The following is a 17,495-nucleotide window of genomic DNA, read 5'->3' as shown; positions in this document are numbered from 1 at the left end:
GCCACTGTCTGGATGGGTGCGCCCGGACCGCGCTGTCCTCCGTACCGAAGTATCCCGCAGCCCGCTCGCGCCACTTCAACCCACCCGCCCATGACTCACCGCTCGGGCCGGCCCGGCCACACGACGCCGATCAACCAACTCACCACGGCCATCAGGATGGCCCCGTAGAAGGCGGGGAAGAAGCCGTCGATGGAGAACGGCAGGTCGAACAGGTGCGCGATCCAATCCGTGAGCAGGAAGAGCAGGGCGTTGACCAGCAGTGCGAAGAGCCCCAGCGTCAGGACGTAGAAGATGCAGCCGACGACGTGGATGATCGGCTTGAGTACCGCGTTGACCACCCCGAAGATGAACGCCACGACGAGCACCGTCAGCGCGTTCTCCAGCGCGGAGCGGCCGGTCAGCTCGATGCCGGGCACCACCAGTGTGGTGATCCACAGCGCCAGCGCACCGATCACCAGCCTGACCAGGAAGCCCACCGCCTCATCGTGGCACGCGGCCGGCGGCCGGACCGGCGGTTTAGCCCGCTCCGGGACCGGGCACCGTGCTCCCCGCTACGGGCCGCCCGGCGAGCCCGTACGGTGGTAAGGAAGCACCGACCGGTAGGAGTAGGACATGGCCCAGCCCGACGAGGACTTCGCTCCCGGCGACCACCTCACACCCGACGAGCGCGACCCCGAGGCGCCGCCCGCGGACGCCGTGGAACAGGCGACCGTCGCGGACCCGAGCGTCGAGGACCAGCCGAGTGTCCAGCGCGGGCTGGAGGTCGACGAGTGGGACGCCATGGAACAGGCCCGGGTCGTCGGCCTCCAGGACGACGACTACCGCTGACCGACGACGACTACCGCTGAACCACCGCCGCCGGCACCGGCTCGCCGCCGGCGGCCGAGGTGTTGGGAAGGGCCCCCGCTTCTACAGAAAACGATAAGCGGGGGCCCTTCCTTTCACCGTCGTCGAGCAGGCGGCGGTAGATGGCGGTGAGGATGTCCGCCTGGGCCCTCCAGGTCCAGCCGGCGAGGAGGCCCGGCCGGTCGTACGCGGCCCGGTACCGCTCGCGGTCGGCGAGCACGGCCCGGACGGCTCGGACGTAGTCGGCGACGTCTCTGGCCCGGAAGACCTCACCCTGCCCGGTCGACCGGACGGTCTGGGCCATCGTCCGCACGTCGCTGACCACCAGGGGCAGCCGGGCGTGCGCGTACTCGAAGAACTTGGTGATCAGGGCGATCTCGTGGTTGGGCCAGTGGTGGATCGGGATCACCCCGACGTCCGCACCGGCGAGGAAGGGCACCACCTGCCAGTGCGCCACGTACGGCAGCACGTGCAGCCGGTCGGCGACCCCGATCCGGCGGGCGTGCGCGACGAGCTTGCGGACGTACGGAAGATCGGGGTTGACCACCAGCGCGGTGTGCACGGCCGACAGCTCCGGCAGCGCGTCGACCATGGTCCGCAGGCCGCGCGGCTCGGCGGCACTGCCGCTGTAGACCACCAGCGGCACGTCGGCACCGATCCCGCAGAGCTGGCGCAGGTCGGGGACGCTGCCGTCCGCCCCGTCCGGGGCGTGTTCGACGGCGGGCGCGTTCAGCACCACCGCCGGCAGCTCGGCGAGGTCGTGCTCGGCCCGGAGCATCTCGGCAAGTGCCTCGGAGACGGTGACCACGGCGTCGGCGTGCGGCGCGTACTCCCGCTCGTGCGCCCGCATCGCGGGCAGCCAGCGGATGTGCTGCTGCCAGGGGCGGATGCCCGGCAGGAACTCGTGGGCGTCCCAGACCAGCCTGACCGGCCGCCCGGCGGCCAGCGCCCGGACCTTGGCCCGGGCACCGACGCCGAGCATCCGGAAGTCGTTGGCGTGGATCAGGTCCGGAGCCAGCTCGTCGACGACCGGGCCGAACGCCAGCTCGTAGTCCCAGAGCCCCGGTTCGAGCCGGCGCCAGGCCCCGTCGCCCTTGGTGAGCTGCCAGAAGAGCGTGACCGCCCGGTCCCAGGGGTTGCGGTAGCGGCGGGCGTAGAGCGCCCGGTTGTGCATCTTCGTCCGGACCCAGACCCAGTGTCCGGCGAGGTCGGCGAGGACCCGCCGGACCCGGAGCCAGCGTTCCGCCGCCCGGTCACGCCGGCCGGCCCGGGCCGCGAGCGCGAGCTGGGCACCCCGGAACCGCAGCTCCGCCCGCCAGGCGGCTACCTGCTGGGCCCGGTATTCGGCGATCCCGTTCGGCGGATAGGCGAACGGCCAGCGTAGCCAGGCGCGCCGGTACTGGTGACGCTTGCGGAAAAGTGGCTCCGGCATCGGCACGAGCCGGACCTGCGCCCCACCGAGCTGCCAGCTCTGCGGCGCCCCGGTCGGCGACCGGCCCAGCAGGATCACGTCCCAGCCGGCGTCCGCCGCCGACCGGGCCTGCTTCTGCACCCGGGAGTCGCCGTGCACGCCGTTGTCGACCAGCATGACGATCCGGTCCGGCGTGCGGCGACCCGCCGCCCCGGCATCGTCAGGTGCCATTGCCGTCTCCGTCCCGCACACACCCCTGATGGACCCGGCGAGTGTACGGCCCGACCACGGCGACCGGGGCGGGAAGAGATGACGTCGAGGTGAACACCGGGTGGCGAGGGTCGGGCCGAAGCCTTACCCGACGGATTCCGGCAGGGCTGTCAGCCGGTGACCCGGTCCGGGTGCCGGGCCACCCAGGCGGCCAGTGCGTCCTGCCGGAGCGCGTCGAAGAGGGTGCGACCCAGCAACGGATCGAGGGTCTCGACCCGGCCAGCCGGCCCCCGGTCGGGATGGTAGGTCCAGCCGATTCCCACCGCGTCGGCCGCCGCCACCGCCCGCAGCGTGGTGAAGAGCTCCGCCGGTGTCGTTCCGTCGAGGTCGAGCGTCAGGTTGCGACCGAGCGCGCCGACGATCTCCGCGATCCGCAGCGGATCGACGGCGTTGGCCGGATCGGTGAGCTCGTGCAGCAGCGCCTCGGTGAACCGCTGCCCGTTGCGGTCGCGGTCGTGCGCACCCTGGTCGAGGTGGTAGCGCTGGCGGAGCAGGTCCTGCGCGGCGGCGCCGTCGAGCCGCTGGCAGCCGGCCGGGAAGACCCGCGCGGTGTGGTGGGAGCGCACCTGCTCCGGCAGGCAGACGCGGACACCGCCGACGGCGTCGGTCAGCTCCCGCAGCCCCGGGTAGGTCAGCGTCGCGGTCGCGTCGAACCGGATTCCGCTCAGCGCCGTGACGGTCTGCTCGGTCAGCGCGGCCCCGGCCGCCAGGTCCGGCCGGCCGCCCGGTCGGTGACTGCCGAGGTGGAAGGCGGTGCCCAGCTTCCCGAAGCCGTGGCCCGGCACCTCGACGCCGAGGTCACGGGGGAGCGATACGAGGTAGAGCCGGCTCCGGTCCGCCGGCACGTGCACCAGCAGCACGCTGTCGGCGCGGTGGCCGTTGCTCCGCCCGTCCCCGCCGTCGAGGCCGAGGAGGAGGAAGTTCAGCGGCGCCGCCGCCCCGGTCGCCCGGGGTGGGGGTGGCGGCGCGGCGACCTCGGCGGGCGGCGACTCCCGGACCGTACGGCCGAGCGTCGGCACCGCGAGCACGCCCAGCACGGCCAGGGCGGCGGCGGTGACCTGGGCCACCCGGCGCCGACGACGTCGGCGTGCCACCCGCTGGTCGATCTCCGCGCGCACGCCGACGGTGTCGGGGGCCAGCGACACGTGCCGGGCGAACGCGGCCCGCAGCTCGTCCTCCATCGGCTGCCGGATGTCGTCGTCGATCATGTTCCGGCCCCCACGAATTCGGCACGAAGGGTGGCGAGGGCGCGCGAGATGATCGACCGGACGGTGCCGACCGCGCAGCCGAGCACCGCGGCGATCTCGGCGTCCGGCAGGTCCTCGTAGTAGCGCAGCACCAGCGCCGCCCGTTGCCGCCGGGGCAGCCGGGCCAGCCAGCTCCAGACCTGGTCCCGGTCCACCGTCGCCTCGGCGTGGTCGGCGTGTACGGCCACCGCCTCCTCGGGCTCGGCACGCAGCAGCACCCGCCGCACCCAGGAGCCGCGCTGCCAGTCGAGGTACTGGTTGGTCAGCATCCGCCGTACGTACTGTTCCGGTGCGTCGGCGCGGGTCACCCGCCGCCAGTTGAGTTGGACCCGCACCATCGTCTCCTGCACGAGATCCTGGGCGAGATGGGAATCGCCGGTCAGCATCACCGCGTAGCGCAGCAGCGCGGTGAGTCTGGAGTCGACGAACTCCTCGTACGTCACGGACACCTCCGGCCTCTCCTCCTATAGACGGGAGTACGGACGCGGAAGCTTGCCGGCCGGGTGCGGGCGGCAAATGCCGCGACGGAACCGTCGGTGGGCTGTCAGCATGGTCGACGTGTTGATCACTGTGAGCACCACCCACCGACCCGCCACCGACCTGGGCTACCTGCTGGTCAAGCACCCCGACCGGGTGCATGCCTTCGGGGTGCCCACCGGTACGGCGTACGTGGTGTTTCCGGAGGCCGGCGCCGAACGCTGCACCGCCGCCCTGCTCCTCGACATCGACCCGCTGGCCCTGGCCGTCGACCGGCCCCGGCGGGGCGGCCCGGCCCGGGGCTCCGGCTCCACTCCGGAGGGCTTCACCCTCGGCCGGTACGTCAACGACCGCGGGTACGCCGCCTCCAGCCTGCTCTCCTCGGCACTGTCCACGGCGTTCCGGTCGGCGATGCGCGGCGACTCGAAGGACCGCCCCGAGCTGGCCGCGACGGCGATCCCACTGGAGCTGCGGGTGCCGGCGCTGCGCTGCCGGGGCGGTGCCGACCTGGCCGGCCGGCTCTTCGCCCCGCTGGGCTGGATGGTGACCGCCATCCCGATCCCGCTCGACCCGACGCGTCCCGACTGGGGCGACAGCCGCTATGTCGACCTCACCCTCGCCGGCACGCTCCGGCTCGCCGACGCGCTCAACCACCTCTACGTGCTGCTGCCGGTGCTCGACGACGCCAAGCACTACTGGGTCGCGCCGGACGAGATCGACAAGCTGATCCGGGCCGGCGCGGGATGGCTCGCCGCACACCCGGAGCGTGGCCTGATCACCCGGCGCTACCTGGCGCACCGCCGCGCCCTGGCCGGCGCCGCACTCGCCCGGCTGGCCGAGCAGCGGCTCGCGGACGAGCCGACCGACCCGGACACCGTCGTGGAGAGCTACGACGGCGGGGCGGACGAGGAGGCGGGGCTGCCGGCCGGCGTCGACCGGCAGCCGCTCGCGGCGCTGCGCCGGGCGGCCGTACTCGACGCGCTGGACCGCTCCGGCGCCGCCCGGGTCCTCGACCTCGGCTGCGGCGGCGGTGCGCTCCTCACCGACCTGGTCAGGAACCGCCGCTACACCGAGATCGTCGGCACCGACGTCTCGACCCGGAGCCTGGCGGTGGCGGAGCGGCGTCTGCGGCTGGACCGGCTGCCGCCCCGGCAGCGCGACCGGATCAGGCTGTGGCAGTCCGCGCTGACCTACCGGGACGACCGGTTGCGCGGGTTCGACGCCGCAGTACTGATGGAGGTGGTCGAGCACCTCGACCCGCCGCGCCTGCCGGCGCTGGAGGCGGCCGTCTTCGGGCACGCCCGGCCGGGGACGGTGATCGTGACGACGCCGAACGCCGAGTACAACGTGCGCTATCCCGGCCTGGCCGACGGCGGCCTCCGGCACCCCGACCACCGGTTCGAGTGGACCCGGGCCGAGTTCGCCCGGTGGGCCGGCGCGGTAGGCGCGAGCTACGGCTACACCGTCTCGATCAGCGGCGTCGGCGCCGACGACCCGCAGGTCGGCAGCCCGACCCAGCTCGCGGTCCTCGCCCGGACCGGTGGTGGGGAGGGAGGTTCCCGATGAGTACGCTCGACATCCCCGAACTGGCCCTGGTGGCGCTGGTCGGGGTCTCCGGCTCGGGCAAGTCCACCTTCGCCCGCCGGCACTTCGCCGCCACCCAGGTGCTCTCCTCGGACACCTTCCGGGCGATGGTGGCCGACGACGAGAACGACCAGTCCGCCTCGGGCGACGCCTTCGAGGTGCTGCACCACGTCGCCGGCAAGCGGCTGCGCGCCGGCCGGCTGACCGTGGTGGACGCCACCAACCTCCAGCAGCACGCCCGGGCCGGGCTGGTCGCCGTCGCCCGGGAACACGACGTGCTCCCGGTGGCGATCGTGCTGGACGTGCCCGAACCGCTCTGCTGGGAGCGTACGCAGGCGCGGCCCGAGCGGACCTTCGGGCGGCAGGTGATCGGCCGGATGCAGCGGGACCTGCGGCGCAGCCTCGGGCGGCTGGAGCGGGAGGGCTTCCGCAGGGTGCACGTGCTGCGCGGCGTCGAGGAGATCGAGGCCGCCGAGATCCGCCTCCAGAAGCTCTTCAACGACCGGAGGGAGCTGACCGGCCCCTTCGACATCGTCGGTGACGTGCACGGTTGCCGGGCCGAGTTGGAGGCACTGCTGCTCCGGCTCGGCTGGACCCTGCACCGCGACGATCGCGGGCGGCCGGTGAACGCGACGCATCCGCAGCGGCGTACCGCGATTTTCGTCGGTGACCTGGTCGACCGGGGGCCGGACTCGCCGGGCGTACTCCGGCTGGTGATGGGGATGGTCGGCGCCGGCACCGCGCTCTGCGTGCCCGGCAACCACGAGCAGAAGCTGCTGCGCAGGCTGCGCGGCCGCAAGGTCACGGTGTCGCACGGCCTGGCCGAGACGCTGGCCCAGCTCGACGCCGAGGAGCCGAGCTTCGTCGCCGAGATCTCCGCGTTCGTCGACGGCCTGGTCAGCCACTACGTGCTGGACGGTGGCCGGCTGGTGGTCGCGCACGCCGGGCTGAAGGCCGAATACCAGGGTCGGGCGTCGGGCCGGGTCCGGGCGTTCGCGCTCTTCGGCGAGACGACGGGCGAGACCGACGAGTACGGCCTGCCGGTGCGCTATCCGTGGGCCCGGGACTACCGGGGTGCGGCGATGGTCGTCTACGGCCACACCCCCACCCCGACCCCGGAGTGGGTCAACAACACCATCTGCATCGACACCGGCTGCGTCTTCGGCGGTACCTTGACGGCGCTGCGCTATCCCGACCGGGAACTCGTCTCGGTGCCGGCCGCGCGGGAGTACTACCCGCCGGCCCGCCCGCTGGCCGCGACGCCGGGATCGTCGCCGGCCACGACGTCGCCGGCCACGACGTCGCCGGCCACGACGTCGCCGGCCACGACGTCGCCGGAACCGCCCGGTGCCGGCGTGCGGGACGGTCTCGGGCTGGACCTGCGGGACGTCACCGGGCGCCGGCACATCGACTACGGCTACGGCACGGTGACCGTGGCGGCGGAGAACGCCGCCGCCGCGCTGGAGGTGATGAGCCGGTTCGCCGTCGACCCGCGCTGGCTGCCCTGGCTCCCGCCGACCATGGCACCCTGCTCCACCTCGACCGTCGAGGGGTTCCTGGAGCATCCCGCACCGGCGTTCGAGGATTACCGGAAGGCCGGTGTCGACCGGGTGGTCTGCGAGGAGAAGCACATGGGCTCCCGCGCGGTGGTCCTGGTCTGCCGGGACGGGGCCGCTCCGGCGACGCCGGGCGGGGCCAGCCGGGTCGGTGCGGCCGCGCCGGGCGCTGCCGCACGGTTCGGCCCGGGTGACGGGGTGGTGTACACCCGCACCGGCCGGCCGTTCTTCGGCGGGGCACGGGACCGGGCGCTGCTCGCACGGGTACGCGCCGCTGCCGGCAGCGCCGGGCTCTGGGACGAACTCGGCACCGACTGGATACTGCTCGACTGCGAGCTGCTGCCCTGGTCGGCCAAGGCCGGCGGCCTGATTCGCGAGCAGTACGCCCCGGTCGGCGCGGCGGGTCGGGCCGCGCTGCCGGCCGTGCGGGAGGTGCTCGACCGGGCCGCCGGGCGAAAGCTGCCAGTCGCCGACCTGCGGGCCCGGATGGAGCGCCGCGCAACCGACCTCGACCGGTACGTCGGGGCGTACCGCGGCTACGTGCGGCCGACCGACGGTCTCGACGGGGTGACACTTGCGCCGTTCGCCGTGCTCGCCAGTGAGGGCGCTTCGCACGCGTCCCGGGACCACGGCTGGCATCTGGCACTGGCCGACCGGCTGCACGCCGCCGATCCGGAGCTGTTCACCCCGACCCGGCGCCGGGTCGTGGACCTGGGTGACGAGCCTGCGGTGTCGGCGGTGACCGACTGGTGGCTGGAGCTGACCGCGGCCGGCGGCGAGGGGATGGTGGTGAAGCCGTACGCCGGGCTCGGCGCCCGGGACGCCTCGGGGCGGCTGCTCCAGCCGGGCCTGAAGTGCCGGGGCCGGGACTACCTGCGGATCATCTACGGCCCGGAGTACACCGAACCAGAGCAGTTGGCCGTTCTCCGGCACCGGTCGCTGGGGCGGAAGCGAGGGCTGGCCCTGCGAGAGCACGGGCTGGGGCTGGCCGCGCTCGACCGGCTGGCGGAGGGCGCGCCGCTCTGGCGGCGGCACGAGCTGGTCTTCGCGATCCTCGCCTGCGAGTCGGAACCGGTCGATCCACGACTCTAGGCCGATCCACGGCTTCGGGCCGGTCCGGGGCCGATTCCGGCTCCCTCCCGGACCGGAACCGGTCCGAGGTGTACCGCCGGGGCCGACATCGCGCGGCGACCGCTGCGACGCTGTGCCTAGACTGCTGTGGTACCCGCCACTATGCCGGCGGTCCCTTCACCGCGCCATGCCGAGAGTTCCGGAGGTCTCCTCGTGCCGACGCCCACCACCACGCTGGCCCTGGGTCCGGACTGGCTGGATCCGGAGTGGTTGATCTCGACCTTCGGGCTGCTCGGCATCCTGGCGATCGTCTTCGCCGAGTCCGGACTGCTGATCGGCTTCTTCCTGCCCGGAGACTCGCTGCTCTTCACCGCCGGGCTGCTCACCGCCGACGGTGAATACATCACCTACCCGCTGTGGCTGGTGTGCCTGCTGATCACCATCGCGGCCATCGCCGGTGACCAGGTCGGATACGCCTTCGGCAAGAAGGTCGGGCCCGCGCTGTTCCGCCGGCCCAACTCGCGGCTGTTCAAGCAGGAGAACCTGCTCAAGGCACACGACTTCTTCGAGAAGTACGGTCCCCGGTCGGTGGTGCTGGCCCGGTTCGTGCCGATCGTCCGCACCTTCACCCCGATCGTCGCCGGGGTGAGCGGGATGCGCTACCGGACGTTCGTCGTCTACAACGTGGTCGGCGGCATCCTCTGGGGCACCGGGGTCACGGTCCTCGGCTTCTTCCTCGGCCAGGTTCCTTTCGTCAAGGCCAACATCGAGCTGATCCTGATCGCCATCGTCTTCGTCTCGGTCGTCCCGATCATCATCGAGCTGATCCGGGCCCGGATGGCGGCCAAGCGCGGCACCACCCCGGCGGAACGGGCCGAGCTGGAGCACGCCGCCCAGGAGGCGCGGCGGCACCGCCAGGGCTACTGAGCCGGCGGCACCGGGGCGGACCACGGACGGACTCCTCGGCGGCGCGTCGGGGCGGCCTCTCCGTCACACGCCGGTTGCGCCGCCGGCCAGCCAGTCGACGAACTCGGCGGGCAGCTCCGGCAGTTCGGTCAGCCGCCCTGCGGCGAGAGCCCGGTACGTCAACCGGGCCGCCTCTTCGAGATTGGCGGCCCGCTTGTGTGCCAGTTCCACGCTCTCACCCAGCACGGAGCAGCCGTGCCGGCTCAGGACCAGGCAGTTGGTGCCGTTCCGGGTCGCCTCGGCGGCCAGCTCGGCCAGCTCGGTGGTGCCCGGCAGCCGGAACGGCACCCGGGTCACCCGGCGCAGATAGAACCCGTGGTCGGTGGTGACGAGCCGAATCTGTTCGCCGAGCGCGTCGAGGAGCAACACGGTCTGCGGATGCAGGTGCACGATCGCCCGGGCGTCCGGTCGGGCCCGATAGGCGGCAAGGTGCAGTTCGACCTCGCTGGTCGGCAGGGTCGGCAGGGTCCCGCCCATCGCCCGACCGGTGGCCGTCTCCGTGCCGGGCCCGAACCGTGGCGCGGGCAGCGTCGCATCGCCCAGGAGGGTTTCGCCGTCCTGGACGGTACGACCCTGCCCGTCCGACAAGCCCGGCTCTGCCGGCCCGCGCGCGGCGCCCGATCCGCCCTCGGTGCCCTGCCCACCTGTGGCGGTGGTCGCCCCGGCGGGGCGTGGCGGATCGTCCGAGCGGCTCGGAGGATCCGGGAGCACCGAACCGTCCGAGATGCGCACCCGGACGAACGACGTGCGGTCAAGCCGGTCCAACCAGGTGCCCTTGGCGGTCACCCAGCAGGAATCGCCGTCGGGCAGCCGGGCGGACAGGTTGCCGCCGGAACCGACCACGAGGCCGGTCCGGACGACGTCCTGTCCGACGTACGCGAGCTGATCCCGCAGGTCTCCCCGGAGATAGTTCACGCCGACGGCCCGTCCCGCCGCACCGCGCTCTCCGCGACTCGACCGTCTGGCGCCGTCCTGGACGGGGCGGACACCAGACGGGCCGGACGCTGAGTCAGCGAGCCTTCTTGGTGGCTCGCTTACGCGGCGGGGTCAGCAGGTCGGCGATCGTCGCGATCGCCGTCGGCACCAACCGGTAGTAGGCCCACACGCCCCGCTTCTCCCGCTCCAGCAAGCCGGCTTCGGTGAGGATCCGGAGGTGATGGCTGACCGTCGGCTGGGAGAGGCCAAGCGGCGCGGTGAGGTCACACACGCACGCTTCGCCCTCCGGTGCCGACTGGATCAGGCTGAGCAGCCGAAGCCGAGCGGGGTCGGCCAGGGCCTTGAGGACCCCGGCCAGACGCTCGGCGTCAGCACGCTCGATCGGCTCGCCGGCAAGCGGCGAGATCTGAGGCATAGTCATTTCGGCCAACGCAGTTCCCACGTATTCCATCCTTCCACCAGCAGCATCGACCCGCCTGCATATCAGCAGATCCGAATCGGCAAACTTTTAGGCCACAAGGCCGAGGTCAGCCAACGTATAGGCTGCCCGGTACGGCAATCCGGCGGCTCGTACGGCGTCGCCGGCCCCACGATCAACGATAACGGCCACGCCCACCACCTCGGCTCCGACCTCCTGTAACGCCTCCACTGCGGCCAGCACGCTGCTTCCCGTGGTGGAGGTGTCCTCTACTGCCAACACCCGGCGACCACTCACCTCCGGACCCTCGATCCGGCGCTGCAGACCATGCGTCTTGCCGGCCTTGCGAACCACGAAGGCGTCGAGTCGACGCTGCGCCGCCGAGGCGGCGTGCAACATCGACACGGCGATCGGGTCCGCACCCAACGTCAGGCCGCCAACCGCGTCGTACGCCCATTCCGCCGTGAGGTCGAGCATGACCCGGCCGACCAACGGTGCCGCCGCGTGATGCAGGGTCACGCGCCGCAGATCGACGTACCAGTCCGCCTCACGACCTGAGGACAGCACCACCCGCCCGTGCACCACGGCAAGGTCAGTGATGAATTTACGCAGGTCGTCGTGGTCCCCCATGGCCGGTAAGGGTACTGCGCCAAGGTGAGAACCGAATGGCCGACCCGGCAGGACAGCCGATCGCCGGGGTCTGACGGTGGCCGATGGGGCGGAAAATCGGCTACTCTCCGCACTGAATCTTGCCCGCGTCCCGACGCCACCGTTTCCGGTGAGCGGCCCGGCCGTCCGGCAGGGTTACCGGCTCACGACTCCGCGCGACCGGTGCGTCCCCGGGCATCCCGGGCCACCGCCCGCCAGAGGCGCCCCGGCGCGTGTCGCATCCCGAAGACGGCCAGCTTGTACTTCCAGTCCGGGACGCTCACAAGGCGGTCCCGATCCAGGTCACGCAGGGCGTCCCGCACCACGTCGTCGGCGCGCAGCCACAACCACCCGGGCGTCTTCGACATGTCGATGCCGGCCCGGTCGTGGAACTCCGTACGGGTGTAGCCGGGGCAGAGCGCCATCACCCGTACGCCCTTCGGCCGCACCGACTGGGCCACCGACTCGCTGAAGTTGGTCACCCACGCCTTGCTGGCCGAGTACGTCGAGCCCGGCATGACCGGCCCGAAGCCGGCCACGGAAGAGACATTTATCACTGCCCCGTGCCGCCGCTGGACCATCCCGGGCAGGGCGGCGAGGGTCAACCGCAGCACCGCATGCACGTTGAGCCGGAGCAGTCGGGACTCGTCCTGGACCGTCGAGTGCAGGAACGACCGGTTGAGGCTGATCCCGGCGCTGTTGACCAGCAGGTCGATCGGCTCCGACACGTCGGAGAGCCGCTTCTCGACCAGACCGCACCCCTCCTCGGTCGCGAGGTCGGCCGGCATGACGTCGACCACGGTGCCGTGCCGGGTGGCCAGCTCGGCGGCGCGGTGCGCGAGCCGCTCGCCGTCCCGGGCCACCAGCACCAGGTCGTATCCGTCGGCCGCGAGCCGCCGTGTGAAGGCGGCACCGATCCCGGCCGTGGCGCCGGTGACCAGCGCGCGACGCGGCGCGCTCCGACTCGTCCCGGGTTCAGGATCGGGCGTGGGGTCGGCTGCTGCCACGGATCTGCTCACCTCGACGACTTCGCTGGCGTACCGGTGCGATACCGCCCGAAGCGGTACCGCTTCCACAACCTAGTCGAGCGGCCGGAGCCGGAAAAGACCACCGCCAGCGCTCCCGAGGAGCCGGAAGCAGTCCTTCACCACGCGATCGGTCCTGCATCGCCCGTCGAGCCCCGAATGCGCCGGATCCCCCGGCGGGCCGGTGCCGGCCGGGGGATCCAGGATGGGCGGTCAGCTCGCCGGAGGGTTCCCCGGCGGCCGGTTGGTCGGCGGGTCGTCCGAGGGCGGGTTGCCCGGCGGCGGGTTCGTCGACGGTGGGGTGCCCGGCGGCGTGCCGGTCGGGGGGTAGGACGGATAGGCCGGATCGGTGCCGCCGGCCGGGTAGCCGGGGTCGGTGCCGCCGGCCGGGTAGGCGCCACCCGGCAGCGGCGGTTCCGCACCGGCCGGCTGCTTGCGGAAGAACTCGTTCGACGCCGGCAGGGCGAGCAGGATGATCGCGGCGATCAGCGCCAGCAGCGCGATGACCGAACAGATCATGCTGACCGGTTCGGTCCAGGACGGCAGTTCCTCCTCCAACCGTCGCTGCACCTCCGCCGCGTCCGGGACGTCTGCGTCGGAGCCGGTGCCGGCGCCCATCCCGGAGAACGCGCTGCCACCGACACCGAGCCCGCTACAGCAGACACCGAGCCCGGCCACCACCCAGGTGGCGATCCGGGCGCCGTTGCGGCCCTGTGCGTTCAGCAGGCCGAGCACCACCAGGCCGATGGCGATCAGCAACTGCAGCACCGTGCTGAAGACGGTGACGGCGATGATGAAGCCCTCGGCACCGTCGAGGGAGGTGCCGGCGTACTCCTCCTCGAAGATGGTGGAGATGGTACCGAGCGTGGCGAAGCTGACCGCCGCCGTGACGACGATCAGGGCAGCGGCCAGATATAGCAGGTAACTGGCGTAGGTGACGGTGCTCGGGCGCGGCCTCGCGGTCGGCGCGGGGTTCGCTGGTTCCGACACGGTTCTCCTTTCCTGGCTCGGGATCCCGAAGTGGGTTCCCGGGGTCGGGTGGTGCGGATCGGGTGTTCCCGGAGCAGGCTTCCCAGATTCCGCACCACCGTATCGGTATCGATCCCGCCGATTGTGGGTGAACCACCGCCAGTTGCGCGGCGCCGGGCCCGATGGGGGCCGCTCAGTCCTGGTCGAGACGGTTCGCGGCGTACTCCCCCAGGGTGGTCCGGTCCATCACGCAACCACTGAAGGTGGTCAGCTCACCCGGATCGTCGCGCAGCTCCTGCCAGGCCGCGCCGGCCGCCGCCGGATCCAGGCGGTCGAGCAGGGCCGCCGCGTACGCCCTGCCGGCCGCCGATCCGTTCGCCAGCAACCAGGCCAGCCGGGGCCGGACCTCCTCGGCCCGCTCGGGGAGCGCCGCCTCGACGGTGCGGTACGCCTCGGTGGCCGGCAGCACCTGCCCCGCCAGGCCCACCCCGCCGAACGCGACGACGTCGGCCTCGGCCAACTCACGCACCGCTGCCGCCAGGTCGTCGCCGTGTCCCGGAAACTCCGCCATGCGTCTATGGTCACCCGAGCCGAGCGGGATCGCTCGGCGGCGGTCGGCGCACTGCGTGGAAAGGCCGGCCCGGCCCGCCGGAGAGCGGGTCGGACCGGCCCTGTGGTAGTCGGCCCCGGGACACGGCGGGCCGCCCAGCCCGGGACGCGGCGTGACGCTCAGGCCCGGGACACGGCCAGCGACTCCTTGTTCTCCGCCAGGTCCACCCGGACGGTGTCCCCGTCGCGGACCTCGCCGGAGAGCAGTGCCTTCGCCAGCCGGTCGCCGATCGCCGACTGGACCAGCCGGCGCAGCGGCCGGGCACCGTAGATCGGATCGTACCCGTGCTCGGCGAGCCAGCTCCGGGCGTCGTCGCTGACCTCCAGGCCGAGTCGCCGTTCGGCGAGCCGCCGCCGCAGCCGGTCGAGCTGGATGTCGACGATGCCACGCAACTCCTGCCCGGTGAGCGAGGCGAAGACCACGATGTCGTCGAGCCGGTTGAGGAACTCCGGCTTGAAGTGCGACCGGACCACCGCGAGCACCGCCTCCCGGCGCTCGTCCTGGCTCAGCGTCAGGTCGGAGACGACCGAAGAGCCGAGGTTCGAGGTGAGGATCAGGATGGCGTTGCGGAAGTCGACCGTACGCCCCTGGCCGTCGGTGAGCCGGCCGTCGTCGAGCACCTGGAGCAGCACGTCGAAGACGTCCGAATGGGCCTTCTCGACCTCGTCCAGCAGGATCACCGAGTACGGCCGGCGACGCACCGCCTCGGTGAGCTGACCGCCCTCCTCGTACCCGACGTAGCCGGGCGGGGCACCGACGAGCCGCGCCACGGAGTGCTTCTCGGCGTACTCGCTCATGTCGATCCGGACCATGGCCCGCTCGTCGTCGAAGAGGAACTCGGCGAGCGCCTTGCCCAGCTCGGTCTTGCCGACGCCGGTGGGGCCGAGGAAGAGGAAGCTGCCGGTGGGGCGGTCCGGGTCGGCGACCCCGGCACGGGCCCGGCGTACGGCGTCGGAGACCGCGGCCACCGCCTCGGCCTGGCCGACCACCCGGGCGCCGAGCGACGCCTCCATCCGGAGCAGCTTGGCGGTCTCGCCCTCCATCAGCCGGCCGGCCGGGATGCCGGTCCAGGAGGCCACCACCGCGGCGATGTCGTCGGCGCCGACCTCCTCCTTCAGCATCGCCCCGTCGGCCTGCAGGCCGGCGAGTTCGCCCTCGGCCCGGGCCAGTGCGGCCTGCAGCTCCGGGATCCGGCCGTAGCGCAGCTCGGCGGCGCGTTCCAGCTCGCCGTCCCGCTCGGCCCGCTCGGCCTCACCGCCGAGCCGCTCCAGCTCCTCCTTGGCGGTGGAGATCCGGGTGATGTGCTCCTTCTCCAGCTTCCAGCGCTCGCTGAGCGCGGTGAGTTGCTCGCGCTTGTCGGCCAGCTCGCGGCGGAGCCGCTCCAGCCGCTCGGCCGAGGCCGGGTCGGGCTCCTTGGCCAGCGCCATCTCCTCGATCTCCAGCCGGCGGACCGCCCGCTCGATCTCGTCGACCTCGGTCGGCCGGGAGTCGATCTCCATCCGGAGCCGGGAGGCGGACTCGTCGACCAGGTCGATCGCCTTGTCCGGCAGGAACCGGTCGGTGATGTACCGGTCGGAGAGACCGGCGGCGGCGACCAGGGCCGCGTCGGTGATCCGGACCCCGTGGTGCACCTCGTAACGCTCCTTGAGGCCGCGCAGGATGCCGATGGTGTCCTCGATGGTCGGCTCGCCGACCAGCACCGGCTGGAAGCGCCGCTCCAGCGCCGGGTCCTTCTCGATGTGCTCGCGGTATTCGTCGAGCGTGGTCGCGCCGACCATCCGCAGCTCGCCCCGGGCCAGCATCGGCTTGAGCATGTTGCCGGCGTCCATCGAGCCCTCGCCCTTGCCGGCGCCGACCACGGTGTGCAACTCGTCGAGGAAGGTGATGACCTGGCCGTCGGAGTTCTTGATCTCCTCCAGCACCGACTTGAGCCGCTCCTCGAACTGGCCCCGGTACTGCGCACCGGCGACCATCGCGCCGAGGTCGAGCGAGACCAGCTTCTTGTCCCGCAGCGACTCCGGGACGTCACCGGCGACGATCCGCTGGGCCAGCCCTTCGACGATCGCGGTCTTGCCGACGCCGGGCTCGCCGATCAGCACCGGGTTGTTCTTGGTACGCCGGGAGAGCACCTGCACCACCCGGCGGATCTCGGCGTCCCGGCCGATCACCGGGTCGATCTTGCCCTCCCGGGCGCTCGCGGTCAGGTCGACGCCGTACTTCTCCAGCGCCTGGTAGGTCTGCTCCGGGTCGGCGGTGGTGACCCGGCGGTCCCCGCCACGCACCGCCGGGAAGGCGGCGACCAGGTTCTCCTCGGTCGCACCGGCCTGCTTCAACACGCCGGCGACCGCGCCGCCGACCCGGGCCAGCCCGGCCAGCAGGTGCTCGGTGGAGGTGTACTCGTCGCCGAGCGGCCGGGCGATCTGCTCCGCCGCGCCGATCGCGTTGACGAACTCGCGGGACAGGCTCGGCTCGGCGACACTGGACCCCCGGGCGGCCGGCTGGTTCTCGACGGCGCGCGCGGCGGCCCGCCGGATGTCGGCCGGGTTCGCCCCGACGGCCCGGAGCAGCCCGGCCGCCGTCGACCCGCCGGTGTCCAGCAGGGACAGCAGCAGGTGCCATGGCTCGACCGTGGCGTGTCCGCGCTGGTTGGCGGTCGCGACGGCGCCGGTGATGACTTCGCGGCTCTTCGTGGTGAGGCGTTCGGCGTTCATGGGGCTCCCAATACGGTCCGCCGGCCGTGGTAGGGGCCGGCATCGGCAGCATGGCGGGCGGTGACGCCGCCGGCCGGCGACACCACCTCCAGTACTGACGACACAACCAGAGTTGAGTCTATTCCACTCAACTCCTTGCCAGTGACGTCGGTCACACCTGGCTGCGGTGACGACGACCGCCGGCACCGGCGACCCGGCACGGCCCCACCCGCCCCGGTCCTCGATCCACAGCGGTACGGTTGTTACGTGCGAGTACGTGTGGAGCAGACCGCCCTGCCCGGGATCGGCGTACGCCACGACGTGGTGACCGTCTCCGGGCGCCGGCTCGGTGTGGTGACGCACCGCAACGGTCGGCGGGATCTGGTCCTGTACGACCCCGACGACCCGGACTCCTGCACCGCCGACATCCCGCTGACTGACGACGAGGCGGAGGCGCTGGCCGACATCCTCGGCGCCTCGCTGATGCTCGGCCAGCTCTCCGGGTTGCGCCAGCAGGCCGCCGGGCTGCTCACCGAGCAGATCGCCATCCCGGCCGGCTCGCGGTACGTCGGGCGGCGGCTCGGCGACACGCAGGCTCGCACCCGTACCGGCGCTTCCATCGTCGCGGTCCTCCGGGAACGCGACGTGATCGCCTCACCCGATCCGACCTTCCGGTTCGAGACCGGCGATGTCGTGGTCGTGGTCGGCACCCGCCAGGGACTCGACGGTGTCACCGCGATCCTCGCCGAGACCGACCCGGACGGCTGAGGC

Annotated in this window: 16 protein-coding genes; 5 read left to right on the top strand and 11 right to left on the bottom strand. The window is 72.6% G+C overall.

The genetic code is table 11. The features are described 5' to 3' along the window. Positions 1-95: 95 nt before the first annotated feature. Entirely contained in the window at positions 96-476 is a 381-nt protein-coding gene (locus tag ACN28C_RS06380; RefSeq protein ID WP_422772633.1) for a phage holin family protein, read from the bottom strand. A 136-nt stretch (positions 477-612) separates the two neighbouring features. Here ACN28C_RS06380 and ACN28C_RS06375 point away from each other — a divergent pair, with 136 nt between their 5' ends. Further along, complete coding sequence (locus ACN28C_RS06375; RefSeq protein ID WP_422772632.1) at positions 613-828, top strand: hypothetical protein; 216 nt, start codon at positions 613-615, stop codon at positions 826-828. Between the two features lie 10 nt (positions 829-838). Here ACN28C_RS06375 and ACN28C_RS06370 read toward each other — a convergent pair whose 3' ends face one another. From ACN28C_RS06370 to ACN28C_RS06360, 3 genes are all read right to left on the bottom strand, one after another. After that, positions 839-2,434: a glycosyltransferase family 4 protein gene (locus ACN28C_RS06370; RefSeq protein WP_422774551.1), complete on the bottom strand. Its 1,596-nt coding sequence runs from the start codon at positions 2,432-2,434 to the stop codon at positions 839-841. Positions 2,435-2,637: 203 nt separating this feature from the next. Further along, a complete protein-coding gene (locus tag ACN28C_RS06365) occupies positions 2,638-3,735 on the bottom strand; it encodes an LCP family protein (RefSeq protein WP_422772631.1) in 1,098 nt (365 codons plus the stop codon). Continuing rightward, positions 3,732-4,217 (bottom strand): SigE family RNA polymerase sigma factor, encoded by a 486-nt coding sequence (locus ACN28C_RS06360; RefSeq protein ID WP_422774550.1) that lies wholly within the window; start codon positions 4,215-4,217, stop codon positions 3,732-3,734. Before ACN28C_RS06360 ends, ACN28C_RS06365 begins: the two co-directional genes overlap by 4 nt. Before the next feature lie 115 nt (positions 4,218-4,332). Here ACN28C_RS06360 and ACN28C_RS06355 point away from each other — a divergent pair, with 115 nt between their 5' ends. The 3 genes from ACN28C_RS06355 to ACN28C_RS06345 all read left to right on the top strand — a co-directional run bounded on the left by ACN28C_RS06355 (position 4,333) and on the right by ACN28C_RS06345 (position 9,389). Then, positions 4,333-5,817 (top strand): 3' terminal RNA ribose 2'-O-methyltransferase Hen1, encoded by a 1,485-nt coding sequence (locus ACN28C_RS06355; RefSeq protein ID WP_422772630.1) that lies wholly within the window; start codon positions 4,333-4,335, stop codon positions 5,815-5,817. Then, positions 5,814-8,483 (top strand): polynucleotide kinase-phosphatase, encoded by a 2,670-nt coding sequence (locus tag ACN28C_RS06350; RefSeq protein WP_422772629.1) that lies wholly within the window; start codon positions 5,814-5,816, stop codon positions 8,481-8,483. Before ACN28C_RS06355 ends, ACN28C_RS06350 begins: the two co-directional genes overlap by 4 nt. 192 nt (positions 8,484-8,675) lie before the next feature. Next, positions 8,676-9,389, top strand: a complete 714-nt coding sequence (locus ACN28C_RS06345; protein ID WP_422772628.1) for a DedA family protein — start codon at positions 8,676-8,678, stop codon at positions 9,387-9,389. A 63-nt stretch (positions 9,390-9,452) separates the two neighbouring features. Here ACN28C_RS06345 and ACN28C_RS06340 read toward each other — a convergent pair whose 3' ends face one another. The 7 genes from ACN28C_RS06340 to clpB all read right to left on the bottom strand — a co-directional run bounded on the left by ACN28C_RS06340 (position 9,453) and on the right by clpB (position 16,745). Then, positions 9,453-10,343 carry a class II aldolase/adducin family protein gene (locus ACN28C_RS06340; protein WP_422772627.1) on the bottom strand — a complete coding sequence of 297 codons (891 nt, stop codon included), beginning with the start codon at positions 10,341-10,343 and terminating at the stop codon, positions 9,453-9,455. A 94-nt stretch (positions 10,344-10,437) separates the two neighbouring features. Continuing rightward, positions 10,438-10,815 (bottom strand): ArsR/SmtB family transcription factor, encoded by a 378-nt coding sequence (locus tag ACN28C_RS06335; RefSeq protein WP_007073957.1) that lies wholly within the window; start codon positions 10,813-10,815, stop codon positions 10,438-10,440. Positions 10,816-10,872: 57 nt separating this feature from the next. After that, positions 10,873-11,412, bottom strand: coding sequence for an orotate phosphoribosyltransferase (pyrE, locus tag ACN28C_RS06330; RefSeq protein ID WP_422772626.1), 540 nt, complete (start codon positions 11,410-11,412; stop codon positions 10,873-10,875). Between the two features lie 182 nt (positions 11,413-11,594). Further along, positions 11,595-12,437 carry an SDR family NAD(P)-dependent oxidoreductase gene (locus tag ACN28C_RS06325; protein WP_422772625.1) on the bottom strand — a complete coding sequence of 281 codons (843 nt, stop codon included), beginning with the start codon at positions 12,435-12,437 and terminating at the stop codon, positions 11,595-11,597. Positions 12,438-12,668: 231 nt separating this feature from the next. Next, complete coding sequence (locus ACN28C_RS06320; RefSeq protein ID WP_422772624.1) at positions 12,669-13,445, bottom strand: hypothetical protein; 777 nt, start codon at positions 13,443-13,445, stop codon at positions 12,669-12,671. A 172-nt stretch (positions 13,446-13,617) separates the two neighbouring features. Then, a complete protein-coding gene (locus ACN28C_RS06315; protein WP_422772623.1) occupies positions 13,618-13,995 on the bottom strand; it encodes a hypothetical protein in 378 nt (125 codons plus the stop codon). A 158-nt stretch (positions 13,996-14,153) separates the two neighbouring features. Beyond that, a complete protein-coding gene (gene clpB / locus ACN28C_RS06310; protein WP_422772622.1) occupies positions 14,154-16,745 on the bottom strand; it encodes an ATP-dependent chaperone ClpB in 2,592 nt (863 codons plus the stop codon). A 246-nt stretch (positions 16,746-16,991) separates the two neighbouring features. Here clpB and ACN28C_RS06305 point away from each other — a divergent pair, with 246 nt between their 5' ends. Next, positions 16,992-17,492 (top strand): cation:proton antiporter regulatory subunit, encoded by a 501-nt coding sequence (locus ACN28C_RS06305; RefSeq protein WP_422772621.1) that lies wholly within the window; start codon positions 16,992-16,994, stop codon positions 17,490-17,492. Positions 17,493-17,495 lie beyond the last annotated feature (3 nt).

It is taken from the genome of Plantactinospora sp. WMMC1484 (genome assembly GCF_049315195.1).
Taxonomy (GTDB): domain Bacteria; phylum Actinomycetota; class Actinomycetes; order Mycobacteriales; family Micromonosporaceae; genus Plantactinospora.
Note: the sequence above shows the minus strand (reverse complement) of the source record. Positions and strands in the feature narration are given on the sequence as shown.

Coding starts and splice junctions, on each gene's coding strand:
- ACN28C_RS06375 (WP_422772632.1), top strand. CDS start 613: ATGGCCCAGCCCGACGAGGACTTCGCTCCCGGCGACCACCTCACACCC.
- ACN28C_RS06370 (WP_422774551.1), bottom strand. CDS start 2,434: ATGCTGGTCGACAACGGCGTGCACGGCGACTCCCGGGTGCAGAAGCAG.
- ACN28C_RS06365 (WP_422772631.1), bottom strand. CDS start 3,735: ATGATCGACGACGACATCCGGCAGCCGATGGAGGACGAGCTGCGGGCC.
- ACN28C_RS06350 (WP_422772629.1), top strand. CDS start 5,814: ATGAGTACGCTCGACATCCCCGAACTGGCCCTGGTGGCGCTGGTCGGG.
- ACN28C_RS06335 (WP_007073957.1), bottom strand. CDS start 10,815: ATGGAATACGTGGGAACTGCGTTGGCCGAAATGACTATGCCTCAGATC.
- pyrE (WP_422772626.1), bottom strand. CDS start 11,412: ATGGGGGACCACGACGACCTGCGTAAATTCATCACTGACCTTGCCGTG.
- ACN28C_RS06315 (WP_422772623.1), bottom strand. CDS start 13,995: ATGGCGGAGTTTCCGGGACACGGCGACGACCTGGCGGCAGCGGTGCGT.
- clpB (WP_422772622.1), bottom strand. CDS start 16,745: ATGAACGCCGAACGCCTCACCACGAAGAGCCGCGAAGTCATCACCGGC.